Genomic DNA, 15,715 nt, shown 5'->3' on the forward strand with positions numbered 1-15,715 from the left:
TCGGCTCAGGCCAGCGACTGCTCGGCCCAGATCACCTTGCCGGCGGGGTTGTAGCGGGTGCCCCAGCGCTCGGCGAGCTGGGCGACCAGGAACAGGCCGCGTCCGCCCTCGTCCGTGGTGGCCGCGTAGCGCAGGTGGGGTGAGGTGCTGCTGCCGTCGAAGACCTCGCAGATCAGGGTGCGGTCGCGCAGCATACGGACGCGGATGGGGCCGCTGCCGTAACGGATCGCGTTGGTGACCAGCTCGCTGAGGATCAGCTCCGTGGTGAACGCCAGCTCGTCCAGCCCCCACTCCGCCAGCTGCCGGGTGACCGAGGCGCGCACCTCGCCGACGGCCACCGGGTCGGACGGCACCTGCCACTCGGCGATCCGGTCGGGACCGAGCGCGTGGGTGCGGGCGACGATCAGGGCGATGTCGTCGCTCGGCCGGGCCGGCAGCAGGGCGTCGAGTACGGCCCGGCAGGTGTCCTCCGGCGACGGGTCGGCCCCGGCCAGAGCGGTGCGCAGCAGCTCAAGGCCGGTGTCGATGTCCCGTTCCCGGTCCTCGACGAGCCCGTCCGTGTAGAGCACCAGGCGGCTGCCCTCCGCCAGCTCGAGCTCGGCCGTCTCGAACGGGAGGCCGCCCACGCCGAGCGGGGGACCGGCCGGCACCTCGGGGAACTCGACGCCGCCGTCGGGGCCGACCAGGGCCGGCGGCGGGTGTCCGGCCCGCGCGACCGTGCAGCGCCGGGAGGCCGGGTCGTAGATGGCGTACAGACAGGTGGCGCCGGTGACGGCGGCTCCGCTGTCCTCCGCGACCTCGTCCTGGTCGATACGGCCGACCAGCTCGTCCAGGAGCCCGAGGAGCTCGTCGGGAGGCAGGTCGAGGGCGGAGAAGTTGTGGACCGCCGTACGCAGCCGGCCCATCGTCGCCGCCGCGTGCAGCCCGTGGCCGACGACGTCGCCCACGACGAGCGCGACACGGGCGCCCGGCAGCGGCAGGACGTCGAACCAGTCGCCGCCGACTCCCGCCTGGGCGGGAAGGTAGCGGTAGGCGATGTCCAGGGCGCTCTGCTCGGGCAGGTTGCGAGGCAGCAGACTGCGCTGCAGCGTCACGGCCATGGTGTGCTCGCGGGTGTAGCGGCGCGCGTTGTCGATGGAGACCGCCGCACGGGCCACCAGCTCCTCGGCGAGGGCCAGATCCTCCACGTCGAAGGGCTCGGGCTTCTCGGAGCGCCAGAAGTTGGCCACGCCCATCACCAGGGGGCCCACCCGCAGGGGAACCGTGATCAGGGAGTGGATTCCGTAGTCCACGACCTGGGCGGTGCGCGGGGGGTCCTGTGCCAGCCATCCCGGAGACCCGCCGAGGTCGGGTTCGACGACCGCCTGGCCGGTGCGGAGGCTGTGGGCCTGTGGTGTGGAGGAGGCGAATCCGATGTGTTCGCCGACCGGATACAGCGGAGCGTCCTTGCGGATTCCGCCGGACGCCGCGCGGCGCAGATCGGTGCCCGCGTCCGGCTCCTGCCCGTTCAGCACGGCGTCGGCGAGGTCCACGGTGACGAAGTCCGCGAACCGCGGGACGGCCACCTCCGCGAGTTCCTCGGCGGTGCGGGTCACGTCCAGGCTCGTACCGATGCCCACCCCTGCGTCGTACAACAGTTTGAGTCGCTCGCGTGCCACGTCGGCCCGGCCGGAGAGCGCGCGCAGTTCGGTCGAGTCACGGAGCGTCGCGACGCTGCCGGCCGGGCCGCCCTGAAGGTCCGTGGGCCGTTGGTTGATGGCCAGCAGCCGGTCGCCGACCAGGTGCACCTCGTCGGTGGCGACTCGTCCCGAGGCCAGCAGGCCGGCGGTGTCCGAGTCGAGGCCGAGGTCGAGGACCTGCTGCCCCTCGGCGTCGTCGGGCAGGTCGAGCAGCCGGCTCGCCTCGTCGTTGGCGAGCAGCAGCTGCCCCTCACCGCCGACGATGATCACTCCCTCCCGTACGGCGTGGAGCACCGCGTCATGGTGCTCGTACATGCGGGTCATCTCGTACGGGCCCAGGCCACGGGTCTGGCGCAGCAGCCGTCTGCTCACGAGCGCCGTCCCCGCCGTGGCCAGGGCGAGGGCGACGCCCGCGGCAGCCAGCAGGATCGGCAGTTGCCGGTCCGCGACACCGCCGACATTCGCGGTGGTGATCCCGGCCGACACCATGCCCACGACCTTGCCGTCGGGCGCCTTGACGGGAACGGTGGCCTGCACCAGCGGCCCGAGGGTGCCCGTGATCTGCTCGGTGATGGAGTGGCCGGCGAGTACGGGGGCGGTGGTTCCGACGAACTTCTTTCCGATCCGGTCGGGCTTGGGGTGGGTGTAGCGGATCGCGTCGGTGTTCATCACGACGATGAAGTCCACCTTCGACGCCTTGCGGGCGGCTTCGGCCGACGGCTGAAGGATGGCCGTGGGGTCGGGGGCGCTGAGCGCCGCGGCGGTGCCCGGTGCGTTGGCGAAGGTCTCGGCGACGGCGAGCGAACGGTTGCGGGCCTCCTGTGTGCTGTCGTGCCGGACCTGCAGCACCAGGGCCACGACCGCGGACAGGACCAGGAGCAGCACGATCACCACTTGCAGGAGGAAGACCTGTCCGGCGACGCTGCGCCCGCTCAGCGCCGACCGTGGCCCGGCGGACGGGCTGCGTCGGTGCCTGCCTCCGTGTGGCTCACGCTGACCGAGCGCTGTCTTGAGGCGGCGGGTCGACTGAGCCCGGGATCGACCCAATAGTCCGACCATGTGCTATGTCTACACTGCCCGGCGCCGGGTGGCGAGGGGCGTCACACATGGTGAGTGGCGGTGGGCTCGGGCCTGTGGCACGGTCCGGGGGCGTTCGCCGTCGCCGGGTGCTGCTGCCGAGGGGATCTGGCCGCATCATGGAGGGGTATCTATTTGCCCGCATTTGTCTCCCGAGCGTGGGAGGTCGTCATGAAGACCCCGGACCAGTATCGGCTGAGCTTCACCCATCCCGGATCGGGCACCAGCCTCGTGACGGACGAGGTGGTCGTCGAACGGACCGACGCCCTCGGACCGGGCGGCAACCCGGTGTACTGCGATCCCACCGGCATCCTCCGCGCCGAGATCAGCGCGGCGGGGGAGGTGCGCATGCTGGCCAGTGGCGCCTACCAGTCGCCGATCAACCCCTCCGCCGAACCGATTCCCTGACGGCCGGCGCACCTTCCGGCGCCACCTCGTCGGTGTCCCGCAGCTCCCGGAGGAAGCGGAGACCCGGGCGACCGTTCAGGAGCATGTCACCGGCGGGCCGGAATCCCGTACGCGCCAGGACGGCTCGCGAAGCGGCGTTGTCGAGAGTCGTCTTGGCGCGCAGCGTGTTCAGGCCGTACTCCGCGACAGCCAGGGCACAAACCTCGCGCACGGCGGCCGTGGCGAGTCCCCGCCCTGCGGCCCGCTCGGCGATCCGGTATCCGAGCTCGGCCGAACCGCCCGCCGCATCGATCAAGTTGACCCGCCCCAGCACCGCCCCGCTGTCGTCCACCACAAGGTGGAAGAAGCACAGCCCGTCCGCCTGCTCGGCCAGCAGCGCATCGTGCCGGGCGTCGAAGTGCGCGAAGTACGCGTCGCCGCGGTCGGGAATCGACGCCGCGAAGTACTCGCGATTCTCCCGCTCGAACTCAAGAAGAGCGGGGGCGTGATCGAGGCGCAGGCGCTGAAGTCGAGGCATCCGGCCATGGTAGGCACCCTCGCGCCGAGGGAGGTGCGATATCGGCGCGTTCCCCGTTGACGTGCGGACCAAGTCGCCTTGCTGGGCGCGGTGTTGGTGCCCGAGCCGGACGGCGGCGCTACCACCGGGGCCAGTTGAAGGGCCACGTGCCTCAATCGGTGCCGGGTTGGACGAGCTTGAAGAAGAGGCGGGCCGCGGCCCGTTGGGCGGCCTGGCGCAGACGAATCGGGACCGGACGGGACGGAGTCGGTGCGGGGGTGGCGGCCAGGCGGGGGAACAGGGCTTCGGCGTTGGTGTGGTTGATGGCCCCGAGGGTGTCGGGGTCGACGCCGGTGTCGAGGCCGTTGGCGAAGTACTGGCCGGCGGGGGTGGGGGCGAAGGGCCAGTCGCTGCCGAAGAGGACGTGCCCGGGGCGGGCGAAGGCGAGCAGGGTGGGCAGGGCGGCGGGGCTGGAGGACAGTGCGGTGTCGAAGTAGAAGTCGCGGAAGTCGTCCAGCACGTCCAGGGGGCTGCGTCCGGTGTCGCTCGCGATGGCGACGGCCATGCGGTGGGAGGCGTAGGGCGCGAAGCCGCCGGCGTGGCTGAGGATGAACCGGATGTCCGGGTACGTGCGCGCGATGCCGTTGCGTACGAGGAGGTACGCGGCCCGGGTCGTGTCCAGGAGGAAGTCGGCTGCGAAAGGCGGGACGCCCTCGACGGCCGGTGCGGGCAACTCGGCGGGGTGCACGAAGACGACCGCGCCCCGCTCGTCCAGGACCCGCCACAGCGCGTCCTGGCCGCCTGCGCCGAGGTAGGCGCCCTGGTTGTTGGCCAGCAGGGCGACTCCGTCGGCGCCGAGTTCGTCCAGCGCCCGCCGGGCCTCCGCGGCGGAGGCGGTGGCATCGGGCATGGGCAGGGCGGCGAAGTACCCGAAACGGCCCGCGTGATCGGCGGCGAGGGACGCGGAGAAGTCGTTGAGCTGCCGCGCCAGGTCGGCGGCCTCGCCGGGGTCGGTGAGGAAGCCGGTGCCGGGGGTGGAGACGGACACGATGGCCGTGCTGGTGCCCAGCAGGTCCATCGGCTCCAGCGCGACCTGCGGGCTCCACTCGGGCAGGCCGCGGCCGCCGGCTTCGGCGATGCCCGCCTTGGTCAGGAGGTCGCGGTAGAAGGAGGGGACGATGTACTGGTGGACGTCGACCCGGCCTGTCCTGTCGGTCATGACGTGGCCTCCCGGGCGGCGAGCAGGTCGAGGGCCATGTCGGTGATCATGTCTTCCTGGCCGCCGACCATGCCGCGCCGGCCGACCTCGACGAGGAGGCTGCGGGCGTCGATGCCGTAGCGGGCCGAGGCCGCCTCGGCGTGGCGCAGGAAACTGGAGTACACGCCGGCGTAGCCGAGGGTGAGGCCACCTTCCTGCTCAACGGCTCCCTGTTCGTCCTCGTCGGCCTGCAGGCCCAGGCGGCCGTACGCGAACTCCACGGCGACGACCTCACCCACGCCCTCATCGCCGTCGGAGCGGTCTCCGCCGTGGTCGTCGCGGCGCGCTTCGCCTTCAACTTCAGCTTCCCGTACCTGATCCGCCTGCTCGACCACCGCCCGCGGCAGCGCCTTCGCCGGATGAACTACCGGGCCCGGGTGGTCACCTCGGTCGCGGGCTTCCGCGGCGCGGTCTCGCTGGCGGTGGCCCTGTCGGTGCCGATGACGCTCGACTCGGGCGCCCCGTTCCCCGACCGCGACACGATCGTCTTCGTCACCTCAGGAGTCATCGTCACCACGCTCGTCGTACAGGGACTGCTGCTGCCGGCCGTGGTGCGCTGGGCCCGGCTGCCCCGCGACACATCGGTGGAGGAGGAACGCTTCCTCGCCGAGACGACCGCAACCGAGGAGGCACTCAAGGCACTCCCGGAGGTCGCCGACGACCTGGGCACCGACCCGGCCGTCGCCGAACGCCTGCGCCAGGAGTACGAGACCCACCTCCTCCTTGTCCGTGCGGGCGGCGGCGAGACCGAGGACGAGGAAGCCCTGCGCCACGACCGGCACTACACCGCCCTGCGCCTGGCCCTCCTCTCCCGTAAACGCGCCTCTGTGCTCCGCCTGCGCGACGACAACGAGATCGACGACACCGTGCTGCGCCAGGTCCAGCGGCAGCTCGACATCGAGGAGGTGCGGTTGTCCCGGCGCCGGGTGGGGACTGAGCAGCAACGGCCGGGCTCCCGTGTGCAAGCCGCGCAGCGGAGGATGTGGTCAGGCGTGGCGGGTGGGGTGCAGTCCGAGTCGGCCGGGGGTCGGCTCCCCGGTGACTTCGCCGAGGTAGAGGTTCATGGTCTGGCGCCAGCGTTCGACCTCGGCGCGGTCTTCCATGAAGGCGGGGAATTCGGTCAGCCCGGCGTTGGGATAGTCCCAGATGGCGCGGCCGTCCTCGGGCAGGGTGTCGGTACGCACGCCCCAGCCGTGGAAGCCGGCGGCCTGCCACTGGGGTGAGACCAGCCAGTTCAGATAGAGCTTCGCGGCGGCCGGATGGGGTGCCGCACGTAGGATCGCGGCCCGCTGGCCCCAGGCGAGGAAGGGGTGGTCGTCGCCGGGGACGGCCCAGGTGGAGCCTGGGCCGCCGGTGGCCGCGCCGCCCACGCCAACCTTCTTGCGGCCTTCGTCGACGGCCTCGCCGGGTGTGTTGGTGCCGCGGTGGAAGTCGACCTGCTGGTCCGCGAACGCTTGAAGCCACTCCCAGCCGTACGCCTCGACGTAGCTCTTGAACAGGAACAGGCTTGCGTCGTCGTCGCCCGGGTGGGAGGACGCGATCTGGCCCTTCCACTGCGGGTCGACGAGGTCTTTGGGTGTTGCCGGACCACCGCCGGGTCCGTACATGTAGCTGAACGCGAAGACGTTGCCCGCCACCCAGAATCCGTCCGGATCCTTGAACAGGTCGTGGATCGTGTCCCAGCCGGCCGGCTTGTACTGCAGCAGTACCCGAAGGCCCTTCCAGCGCGGATAGTCGAAGGTGGTCTGCAGATGGGTCACGTCCGGCACCAGCGTGCCGGCGGCCAGCTGACGGTCGATGCGTACGTCGTGGTATTTGCTGTAGTCCACGATCATGTTCAGCTCGATGTCGGGGAACTCGGCGTTGAACGCCGCCACCGTCATGTCCTGCTGATTGGCGATGTCACCGCCCGCGTAGACGGTCAGGGTGCCGCCCTCGGCCCGGGCTTCGTCGTACAACTCGGCCGGCGACCTGGTCTCCTCCTGCGTCACAGCTACTCCCACAGCTCTCGTTGTTCCCGGCGGTCCCGGTTCACGTGGAGCGCGCTGCTGAGGCGGCGGGCATCCGAACCGGCGTGAGGAACGTTCTCCATCAGAGTGCGGTGAGTCACCGGCGCCCGCCAATCGGGCAGTTTGGGGCCCGGCCAGCCATCTCGGATGACCTTTCGGTGTCCGACGGCAGCCCCGAGCCCCCTGGGCTGAGCCCGTCACCGACGGGCGGTACAACCGGCCGCGCACACGCAATGAGTAACTGCGGCATGAAGGGTTCCGGCGACGCAGAGCGGGCATTGCCGCCGGAACAAGAACCGTTCAGTCGCTCATGGCCTCCCGCACGAGTGCGGTGTCGACGAACTGTTCGAAGCGCACGATGAGTCCGCCGCGTACGACGAAGTGGTGGGCGACGCGGACGGCGATCGGCTTGCCGGTGGCCTTGTTGACGGCCGTGTAGCGGGCCAGGACGACGACGTTCTCGCCGTCCACGACGTACGTGTCGTCGTGGGCGGCCCAGTCGTCCCACTCCTTGCCGAGTTGCTCCATGACGTTGGAGGTGACGCCGTCCGGGGTCCGGTAGGTGCCGGCGAGCGGGAAGCCTGCCATCTCGGTCCACTCCACGTCGGGCGCGAGGGTGGTCCGCAGGGCTTCCAGGTCACCGGCGGCGGAGGCCAGGTACTGGCGGCGTACGACGTCGGCGGGAGCGGTGGACGTGGCGAACTCGCTCATGGTCAGCCCCACTTCATCTCGCCCTTGGCGACCTTCGCCCCGATCTGGGCGGCGATCAGCATCCCGTTGTCCGGGTAGCGCGTGACGAGCGCCTCGGTCAGCGCAGCGCCGTCGGCGGCCTTGTCGAGCTCCTCCTCGAAGGCGAGCAGGTAGTCGCGGGTGGCCGTGATGGCGGTCGCGTCGGCGGCGGTGTCGGGCAGGCGGTGGCCGGGGACGACCAACCCCGGCTTCAGGGCGGCCATTTCGTCCAGCAGGTCGATCCAGGACGCGCGGTCGCCCGGGGTGGGGGTGTCGGCGACCCAGACGTGCTCCTGCTGGAAGAGCAGGACGCCGCCGAGGAGCGCGCGGTGCTCGGCCTGCCAGAGGTAGTGGCGGTCGGGCAGACCGGCCGGGCCGCCCTTGAGCTGGAAGCGGTGGCCTTCGAGGGTGAGGTCGCCGGTCAGCGGGGTGAGGTCGACCAGGCGGGTGGGGAGGTTGGGGCCGAGCGCCTCCCACGCCTTGAGCTTGCCCTCGTAGGAGTCCTGGATGTGCTCGATGACGATCGGGGTGGCGACGAAGACCGCGTCGGGGAAGGCGTCGGCGATCACTTCGGCGCCGAAGTAGAAGTCCGGGTCGGCGTGGCTGACGAACACGGTGGTCAGTTTCTTGCCGGAGTCGAGGATCTCGGCGGCCAGGCGGTGTCCGTCGGCGCGGGTGAAGGCGGCGTCGACCAGCAGCGCCTCGCTCTCCCCCGTGACGAGCGTGGCGGTCTTGTTCTTGCTGCCGGCGGGGAAGTCGAGGTCCAGGATCTTGAAGGCGAGCGTGGTCATGCGGGGCTCCTTGCGAAGGGGGGTGGGAGGTCAGGCGGCCACGGTGGCGAGGCGTTCAGCGACCTCGTCGGCGGTGGCGTGGCCGTAGGCCAGGGGAGTGACGGAGTGGCCGTCGACGGCCAGCAGGGTGGGGAAGCCGGTGACGCCCAGCGCGGCGGCGCGGCGGAAGTCGGCCTCGGCGGCCGCCCGTGTCTCGGGTGCTGAGAACGCGGCGAGTACGGCGTCGGAGTCCAGCCCGGCCGCCGCGGCCACCGTCCGGTACGTGACCGGGTCGGACAGGCTCAGGCCGTCGACGTAGAAGGCGTGCTGCAGGGCGACGGCGAGCTCGGCCGCGCGGGCCGGAGCCGCCTGGCGCAGGGCGGCGACGCCGCGGGCGGCAGCCTCGGAGTCCATCACGAACGAGCCGTCGGCGATCAGCCGCTCGTAGCCTTCGCCGAACTCGGCGCCGGTCAGCTCGGCGATCTTGGCATTGGCGCCCTGGACGTAGCCGAACTCACGGATCGGGACCCGGCGCGGTCCGGTGAACAGGCCGCCGGAGATTACGTGGACCGGCAGTTCGGGGTGGCGGGTGGTGACCTCGCGCAGTGTTCCGGAGAATCCGTGCGACCAGCCGCAGTAGGCGTCGAAGACGTAGACAAGCTTCATTGATGACCTCGAAGGCGTGCCCTGCCCACCGGGTGCGGGCATTCATCTGACAAAACAGTAACTGACGCGTCAGATATTTCCTGGGCGGTGTGAGGTGGGACACACGGCTGGAGCAGTGGTCATTACATCAGGGCAGTCGCCGGTCCGCAGGTCAGGGCAGTCGGGGCAGCACGTCCCGGGCCGCGTGGCTGAGGATGCGGAGGTCCTCCGCGAACCGCTCGCGGTCCTCGGCGGGGAGCGGCTCCACGAAGTGCCGCTTGATGTTCGCCACGTGCACCTGAGAAGCGCGCACCACCGTCTCCTCACCCAGCGGAGTGAGTCGCACCAGCTTCGCGCGCCGGTCCTCGGGGGAGTCGGTGCGCGCCACGAGTCCCGCCGCCACCATGCGGTCCACCAGTCGGGTGGCGCCGCCCGTGGTCAGGACCTGTTCCTGGGCGATGGCCCGCATCGACATACCCGGTGCGCCCGCCCGCCCGAGGATCAGCAACACCTCGAACATCAAATGGCTGATCCCGCACTCCTCCTCCAGGGCCCGCCCGAGGATGTACTCCAGTCGGTTGGCCGCCCCCTGCAGCCGCCCGAACGCGAGGATCAGCTCGTGGTCGGCGGCCTCCTTCGCCGTACTGATGCCCGCCTGCTCGCTCACGGCCTCGCCGCCCCTTCTGCCGTCCCGGGTATCACCGTACCGATCATGCCCGGGGCGGCAGGGTGCCTGGTGCGGAGAGAGGGGCGCCCCCCGCCCCAGGTCTATGCCCCTGGGTGCAGTCCCAGCCAGCCGGGCGTCGGGTCGCCCTTGACCTCGCCGAAGTAGAGGGCGAAGGTCTGCTTCCAGCGTTCAACCGCGGCGCGGTCGGCCATGAAGAGGGGCCTTCCAGCCATTCGACGTTCGGGTGTGAGCCGATGCCCACCACGACGTCGTCCGCCGGGACGGCGGTCCCGTCCGCCAGGCCGACGCCGGTGACCTGGCCGTCGTACGAGAGGACCTCGCTGACCGTGGCCCCGGTGCGGAGGTCGACACCGTGGTCGAGGTGGGGCCGGGTCAGGGCCCGGCCCACGGCTTCGCCCACGGCGTGCGCCAGCGGTATGGGCGCCGGTTCGATCATCGTCACGTCGATGCCGAGCCTACGGGCCGCCGCGGCGGCCTCGGCGCCGATGAAACCTGCGCCGACGACGACCAGGCGCCGCCCGGGAGTCAGCCGTGTCTTGAGAACCGTCGCGTCCTCCAGGGTGCGCAGCACATGCACCCCGGAGACGCCCGTGCTGTCTGGAAGGCGCCGCGGCCGGACTCCGGTGGCGACGACCAGGGCGTCGTAGGGCTGGGGCTGGCCGTCCGAGAGGGTCACGGTGCGCTCGTCGCGGTCCACGCTGGTGGTCGAGGTGCCCAGCCGCAGGTCGATGTCCAGTGCGTCGATCTCCGCCGGTGGACGCAGCCTGAGCCGCTCGGGCTGCCATTCGCCTCTCAGGAACTGCTTGGACAGCGGGGGACGGTCGTACGGCAGATGCGGCTCGTCGCCGATGAAGGTGAGCGTTCCCCGGTAGCTCTGCCTGCGGAGTGCTTCGGCCGTGGCCAGGCCGCCGGCGGATGCGCCGACGATCACGACGCGGTCCGGGAGGCCGGCGGAACTCAGGGGGTTCGTGCTGGGGGTCATGACTCCACCAGCCGGATCGCGGCGGCCGGGCAGACCAGCGCCGACTCGCGGACGCTGTCGTGCAGTTCGGGTGCGGGGTCTCGTCGAGCAGGACGACCATGCCGTCGTCGTCCCGTTGGTCGAAGACCTCCGGGGCGAGCAGCGCGCACTGTCCGGAAGCGACGCACTTGGGGACGTCTACTTCCACCTTCATGTTCATGGGGGGTCTCCGCTTGGTTCGCCGAGTGGTGACGGGTTCGGGCCGGGTGGCGGCGGTTCGCTCACCAGGTCACCGGCAGTTCGCTGACTCCGTCGACGCCCGAGGTTTCTTTGAAGGAGAGGTCCTCCAAGGGCGCGTCGAGACGCAGTCCGGGCAGCCGTCGGAACAGCTCGGGCAGGACGATCTGGAGTTCGGCGCGGGCCAGCGGCTGGCCGAGGCACTGGTGGATGCCCTACCCGAACGCGACGTGCTGACGTGCGTTGGTCCGGCCGAGGTCCAGGCGGTCGGGGTCGGTGAAGGTGAACCCGCGATCCAGCAGAGCGCCCCGAGCCGGACGGCGGCGCGCTCGCGCGGACGTGAAGTGATGGCCATATGGATCATGACATCACCGGCACGCGAAGCGGTCGCCGTGGCCAGCCACCCGATCTCGGGTGGGGACAGCGCCCGTCACACCAGGCGCGTCCGGCGTCTTCCTCCGCCCTGTTCGACCTTTTCCGTCCCGTTCGACGGAACGGCGCCGGGCCCTGTCGATTCCGCGGGTGGCCGTTCGTTCAGACAGTGAGCCGCCGGTGCGGTGCCGGTGCGGAACGAGGGCTGTGGTGAGGATGAACGAGGTACGGACGCTGCTCGGCGGACGGGGACTGGTCGAGTCGCCGCGCTGGCACGGTGACCGGTTGTACTTTTCCGACTGGACCGCCGGCGAGGTCGTCGCCGTCGATCCGGCGGCCGGTCACAGCGAGGTGATCGCGCGCGTGGCGTCGCTGCCGCTGTGCACCGCCTGGCTCCCCGACGGGCGGATGGTGATCGTCTCGTCGCCGGACGGGCGACTGCTGCGCCGGGAACCCGACGGCTCCCTGGCCACGTATGCGGACCTGGGCAGGCCGGGATGGAACGACATCGTGATCGACGGCCGCGGCAACACCTATGTCAACCGCGGCGACTTCAACCCGATGGCGGGGGAGGAGTTCAGGCCCGGCTCGGTCTCGCTGGTCACGCCGGACGGCTCGGTGCGCCAGGTGGCCGACGACATCGCGTTCCCCAACGGGATGGCGGTGACGCCGGCCAACTCCACGCTGATCGTCGCGGACTCCTACCGGCACAGCCTGGTGGCCTTCGACATCGGCGCGGACGGCGGGCTGTCCGGCCGGCGTGTCTGGGCCGACCTCGGCGAGGGCACGCCGGACGGCATTTGCGTCGACGCGCGGAACGCCGTCTGGTACGCCGACGTGCCGGGCCGGTGCTGCGTGCGCGTCGCCGAGGGCGGCGAGGTCCTGGACCGGATCGATCTGGACCGTGGCGGCTTCGCCTGCGCGCTGGGCGGCCCCGACGGCACCACCTTGTTCATCGTGGCCGCCGAGTGGCGGGGGATGACGGAGTCCGAGATGGTCACGCCCGGATCCGGCCAGGTGCTGGCAACGGAAGTCGAGGTCCCGGGTGCGGGCCGGCCGTGAGACCGTCGGGCGTCGCGGCGGGCGGACGTACCTCCGCAACCGCCTCGCTCACACGGGGGGACGTACCTCCAGGACCACCGCAGTGCCGCCCACGGACCGGTCCTCGTACAAGTCGATCCGCTGGCCGGGCTCAACATGCCGCCACCCGGAGGGAACGAGGGGTACGAGCCGCACCAGCGCCCGCCCGCCGGGCTCCAGGAAGGGCTTCTGCTCGACCCAGAGTGCCGCGATGTTGACGGACAGTTCACCCGCGGGGGTTCTGTGGCCGATGTCCCACATCGGCCGCAACGCACCCGCTCCGCCGATGGGCGTCGTCCGTCGGCTCTCCCCGGCCGGACGGAGTGTCAAGTCCGCCCGGATCACGCCTTGACGGATCTCGTGGCAGCGCCAGTGGCACCAGGCCGCGCTCCGCTCCATCCGCAACTGCTCGGCGGCTCCGGCGAGCGTCTCCCAGAAGCTCAGCGGCAGGGGACCGGCGTCGCCGAGCTGCTCCAGCAGGCCGAGGGCGATCTCCCACTCGTCGGCGACGAGGTGGTCCCAGACGTCGCGCACCGTGAGGTCGTTCTCGGTGGCGGTCTCCTCGGGCACCAAGAGGGAAGCCGCTTCGAGCAGTTCGGTCACGTCCATGCGCCGATTCTCGGACATCGCGTCCGCGAGGGTGCAGCGGCGGGGTGCTCCAACGCGGAGTAGGGATAACCCTTGATTACCCCCAAGTAGGTGTCATGCATCGGTCAACGATGCAATCCTTCCCCCACCTGTCGCGCGGGTCGCACACGGCCTGCCCCACGGTCTCGTTCCCGCACGCCCCTGCTCAGCTCGTCCCGGACAGCACACCCGTCTGCCCGGGTCTGTCACCGGCCGCCCCACATGTGGCCGTCGCAGAAGGAGTACGAGTGAGACGTATCCCCCGTCAGGCGACCGCGGCCGGAGCCCTCGTGGCCACCGCCGCATTCCTGGCCGTCGGCATACAGGCGGTCCCGGCGGCCGCCAAGCCCGCCCCCCACGCAAGTCCCCTCAAGGCAGGCGCACTTCAGGCCAAGCTCTCCCCCGCACAGCGCACCGCGCTCATCAGGACCGCGACGGCGAAGACGGCTACGACCGCCGGCTCGCTCGGCCTCGGGGCCAAGGAGAAGCTGGTCGTCAAGGACGTCGTCAAGGACGCCGACGGCACCCTCCACACCCGCTACGAGCGCACCTACGCCGGCCTTCCGGTCCTCGGCGGTGACCTCGTCGTCCACACCCCGGCCTCCGGCACCGGCACGCTCGGCACGACCTTCAACAACAAGCACACCATCAAGGTCGCCTCCACCACCCCGAAGCTCGCCGCGGCCACCGCCCAGGGCAAGGCGCTCAAGGCCGCCAAGGCGCTCGACGCGGTCAAGCCCGCCGCCGAGAAGGCGCGCAAGGTGATCTGGGCCGGCACCGGCACCCCTGTCCTGGCCTGGGAGACCGTGGTCACCGGCCTCCAGGACGACGGCACCCCGAGCAAGCTGCACGTCATCACCGACGCCGCGACCGGGGCGAAGCTCTCCCAGTTCCAGGGCGTCGAGACCGGTACGGGCAACAGCCAGTACAGCGGCACCGTCAGCATCAACACCACGCTGTCCGGCTCGACGTACCAGCTGTACGACACCACGCGCGGCGGCCACAAGACGTACAGCCTCAGCAACGGCACGTCCGGCACCGGCACGCTGATGACCGACGCCGACGACACATGGGGCACCGGCTCCGGCTCCAACACCCAGACCGCCGGTGTCGACGCCCACTTCGGCGCCCAGACGACCTGGGACTTCTACAAGAACACCTTCGGCAGAAGCGGCATCAAGAACGACGGTGTCGCCGCCTACTCCCGCGTCCACTACAGCACCGCGTACGTCAACGCGTTCTGGGACGACGACTGCTTCTGCATGACCTACGGCGACGGCTCGGGCAGCACCCACGCCCTCACCTCGCTCGACGTCGCCGGCCACGAGATGAGCCACGGCGTCACCTCCAACACCGCGGGTCTGGACTACACCGGTGAGTCCGGCGGCCTCAACGAGGCGACCTCCGACATCTTCGGCACCGGCGTGGAGTTCTACGCCAACAACAGCAGCGACGTCGGCGACTACCTCATCGGCGAGAAGATCGACATCAACGGCGACGGCACGCCGCTGCGTTACATGGACGAGCCCAGCAAGGACGGCGGCTCCGCCGACAGCTGGTACTCCGGAGTCGGCAACCTGGACGTCCACTACTCCTCGGGCCCGGCGAACCACATGTTCTACCTGCTCTCCGAGGGCAGCGGTACCAAGACCATCAACGGCGTCACCTACGACTCGCCGACCTCCGACGGTGTCGCCGTCGCGGGCATCGGCCGGGCCGCGGCGCTGCAGATCTGGTACAAGGCGCTGACGACGTACATGACGTCCAGCACCAACTACGCGGGCGCCCGCACCGCCGCGCTGAACGCCGCCGCGGCGCTGTACGGCACCAGCTCCACCCAGTACGCCGGGGTCGGGAACGCCTTCGCCGGTATCAACGTCGGCAGCCACATCACCGTGCCGACCACGGGTGTCACGGTCACCAACCCGGGCAGCCAGTCCTCCACCGTCGGCACCGCCGTCAGCCTGCAGATCTCGGCCAGCAGCACCAACAGCGGCTCGCTGACGTACGCCGCGACCGGACTGCCGACCGGCCTGTCGATCAGCAGCTCGACCGGCGCCATCACCGGCACTCCGACGACGGCGGGCACGTACAGCACGACCGTCACGGTCACCGACAGCACCGGCGCGACCGGCACGGCGTCGTTCACCTGGACCGTCAGTTCCTCCGGTGGCGGCGGCACGTGCACCTCGGCGCAGCTGCTCGGCAACCCCGGCTTCGAGTCCGGCAACACGACCTGGACCGCGACGAGTGGTGTCATCACCAGCTCCAGCAGCCAGGCGGCCCACGCCGGTTCGTACAAGGCCTGGCTGGACGGCTACGGCTCGACGCACACCGACACGCTCTCCCAGTCGGTGACCATCCCCTCCGGCTGCAAGGCCAGCTTCACCTTCTACCTGCACATCGACAGTGCGGAGACCACGACCAGCACCCAGTACGACAAGCTGACGGTCACCGCGGGGTCGACGACTCTGGCGACGTACTCCAACCTCAACAAGGCCACCGGGTACACCCAGAAGACGTTCGACCTGTCCTCCTACGCCGGTACCACCGTCGCGCTGAAGTTCAGCGGCGTCGAGGACTCCTCGCTCCAGACCAGCTTCGTCGTCGACGACACCGCCGTCACGACCAGCTGACCGGCACCACCTGATCCCTTCCGAACCGGCCGTGGCCCGGGGC

At 70.7% G+C, this 15,715-nt stretch carries 12 protein-coding genes and 6 pseudogenes; 4 read left to right on the top strand and 14 right to left on the bottom strand.

Annotated elements, in window-relative coordinates; genetic code table 11:
* Positions 1-5: 5 nt before the first annotated feature.
* Complete coding sequence (locus OIC96_RS45505) at positions 6-2,738, bottom strand: SpoIIE family protein phosphatase (protein WP_330302181.1); 2,733 nt, start codon at positions 2,736-2,738, stop codon at positions 6-8.
* A gap of 189 nt (positions 2,739-2,927) precedes the next feature.
* Here OIC96_RS45505 and OIC96_RS45510 point away from each other — a divergent pair, with 189 nt between their 5' ends.
* On the top strand, positions 2,928-3,164 hold the full coding sequence (locus OIC96_RS45510) for a DUF6296 family protein (RefSeq protein ID WP_330302180.1): 237 nt from the start codon (positions 2,928-2,930) through the stop codon (positions 3,162-3,164).
* Here the strand turns inward: OIC96_RS45510 and OIC96_RS45515 are convergent.
* From OIC96_RS45515 to OIC96_RS45525, 3 genes and pseudogenes are all read right to left on the bottom strand, one after another.
* On the bottom strand, positions 3,136-3,681 hold the full coding sequence (locus tag OIC96_RS45515; protein ID WP_330302179.1) for a GNAT family N-acetyltransferase: 546 nt from the start codon (positions 3,679-3,681) through the stop codon (positions 3,136-3,138). The genes OIC96_RS45510 and OIC96_RS45515 overlap by 29 nt on opposite strands.
* A 151-nt stretch (positions 3,682-3,832) precedes the next feature.
* Positions 3,833-4,879 (bottom strand): amidohydrolase family protein, encoded by a 1,047-nt coding sequence (locus tag OIC96_RS45520; protein WP_330302178.1) that lies wholly within the window; start codon positions 4,877-4,879, stop codon positions 3,833-3,835.
* Positions 4,876-5,067, bottom strand: a pseudogene (locus OIC96_RS45525) (4-hydroxy-2-oxovalerate aldolase); the annotation flags it as partial. The gene OIC96_RS45520 and the pseudogene OIC96_RS45525, both read right to left, overlap by 4 nt.
* Between OIC96_RS45525 and OIC96_RS45530 the strand changes: the two are divergent.
* A pseudogene (locus tag OIC96_RS45530) lies at positions 5,020-5,466 on the top strand (cation:proton antiporter domain-containing protein); the annotation flags it as partial. The pseudogenes OIC96_RS45525 and OIC96_RS45530 overlap by 48 nt on opposite strands.
* Before the next feature lie 438 nt (positions 5,467-5,904).
* Here the strand turns inward: OIC96_RS45530 and OIC96_RS45535 are convergent.
* From OIC96_RS45535 to OIC96_RS45575, 9 genes and pseudogenes are all read right to left on the bottom strand, one after another.
* Entirely contained in the window at positions 5,905-6,909 is a 1,005-nt protein-coding gene (locus tag OIC96_RS45535; protein ID WP_330302177.1) for an ABC transporter substrate-binding protein, read from the bottom strand.
* Between the two features lie 318 nt (positions 6,910-7,227).
* Positions 7,228-7,638 (bottom strand): nuclear transport factor 2 family protein, encoded by a 411-nt coding sequence (locus OIC96_RS45540; RefSeq protein ID WP_330302176.1) that lies wholly within the window; start codon positions 7,636-7,638, stop codon positions 7,228-7,230.
* 2 nt (positions 7,639-7,640) lie between these two features.
* On the bottom strand, positions 7,641-8,447 hold the full coding sequence (locus OIC96_RS45545) for an MBL fold metallo-hydrolase (RefSeq protein WP_330302175.1): 807 nt from the start codon (positions 8,445-8,447) through the stop codon (positions 7,641-7,643).
* A 30-nt stretch (positions 8,448-8,477) separates the two neighbouring features.
* Positions 8,478-9,092, bottom strand: coding sequence for a DsbA family protein (locus OIC96_RS45550; RefSeq protein ID WP_330302174.1), 615 nt, complete (start codon positions 9,090-9,092; stop codon positions 8,478-8,480).
* Positions 9,093-9,243: 151 nt separating this feature from the next.
* Entirely contained in the window at positions 9,244-9,738 is a 495-nt protein-coding gene (locus OIC96_RS45555; protein WP_330302173.1) for a MarR family winged helix-turn-helix transcriptional regulator, read from the bottom strand.
* Between the two features lie 101 nt (positions 9,739-9,839).
* Positions 9,840-9,965, bottom strand: a pseudogene (locus OIC96_RS45560) (ABC transporter substrate-binding protein); the annotation flags it as partial.
* A 56-nt stretch (positions 9,966-10,021) separates the two neighbouring features.
* A pseudogene (locus OIC96_RS45565) lies at positions 10,022-10,741 on the bottom strand (NAD(P)/FAD-dependent oxidoreductase); the annotation flags it as partial.
* Positions 10,738-10,934 (bottom strand): annotated as a pseudogene (locus OIC96_RS45570) (ferredoxin). The pseudogenes OIC96_RS45565 and OIC96_RS45570, both read right to left, overlap by 4 nt.
* Positions 10,935-11,001: 67 nt before the next feature.
* Positions 11,002-11,238: pseudogene (locus OIC96_RS45575) on the bottom strand (cytochrome P450); the annotation flags it as partial.
* A gap of 307 nt (positions 11,239-11,545) precedes the next feature.
* Between OIC96_RS45575 and OIC96_RS45580 the strand changes: the two are divergent.
* A complete protein-coding gene (locus OIC96_RS45580; RefSeq protein ID WP_330309959.1) occupies positions 11,546-12,391 on the top strand; it encodes an SMP-30/gluconolactonase/LRE family protein in 846 nt (281 codons plus the stop codon).
* A gap of 48 nt (positions 12,392-12,439) precedes the next feature.
* On the opposite strand, the gene OIC96_RS45585 is transcribed toward OIC96_RS45580, so the two are convergent.
* Positions 12,440-13,018 (bottom strand): hypothetical protein, encoded by a 579-nt coding sequence (locus OIC96_RS45585; RefSeq protein WP_330302172.1) that lies wholly within the window; start codon positions 13,016-13,018, stop codon positions 12,440-12,442.
* A 266-nt stretch (positions 13,019-13,284) separates the two neighbouring features.
* On the opposite strand from OIC96_RS45585, the gene OIC96_RS45590 reads away from it, so the two are divergent.
* Complete coding sequence (locus OIC96_RS45590; RefSeq protein ID WP_330302171.1) at positions 13,285-15,672, top strand: M4 family metallopeptidase; 2,388 nt, start codon at positions 13,285-13,287, stop codon at positions 15,670-15,672.
* Positions 15,673-15,715 lie beyond the last annotated feature (43 nt).

Origin of the sequence: Streptomyces sp. NBC_00775 (assembly GCF_036347135.1) — a bacterium.
In the GTDB taxonomy this organism is placed as follows: Bacteria; Actinomycetota; Actinomycetes; order Streptomycetales; family Streptomycetaceae; genus Streptomyces; species Streptomyces lutosisoli.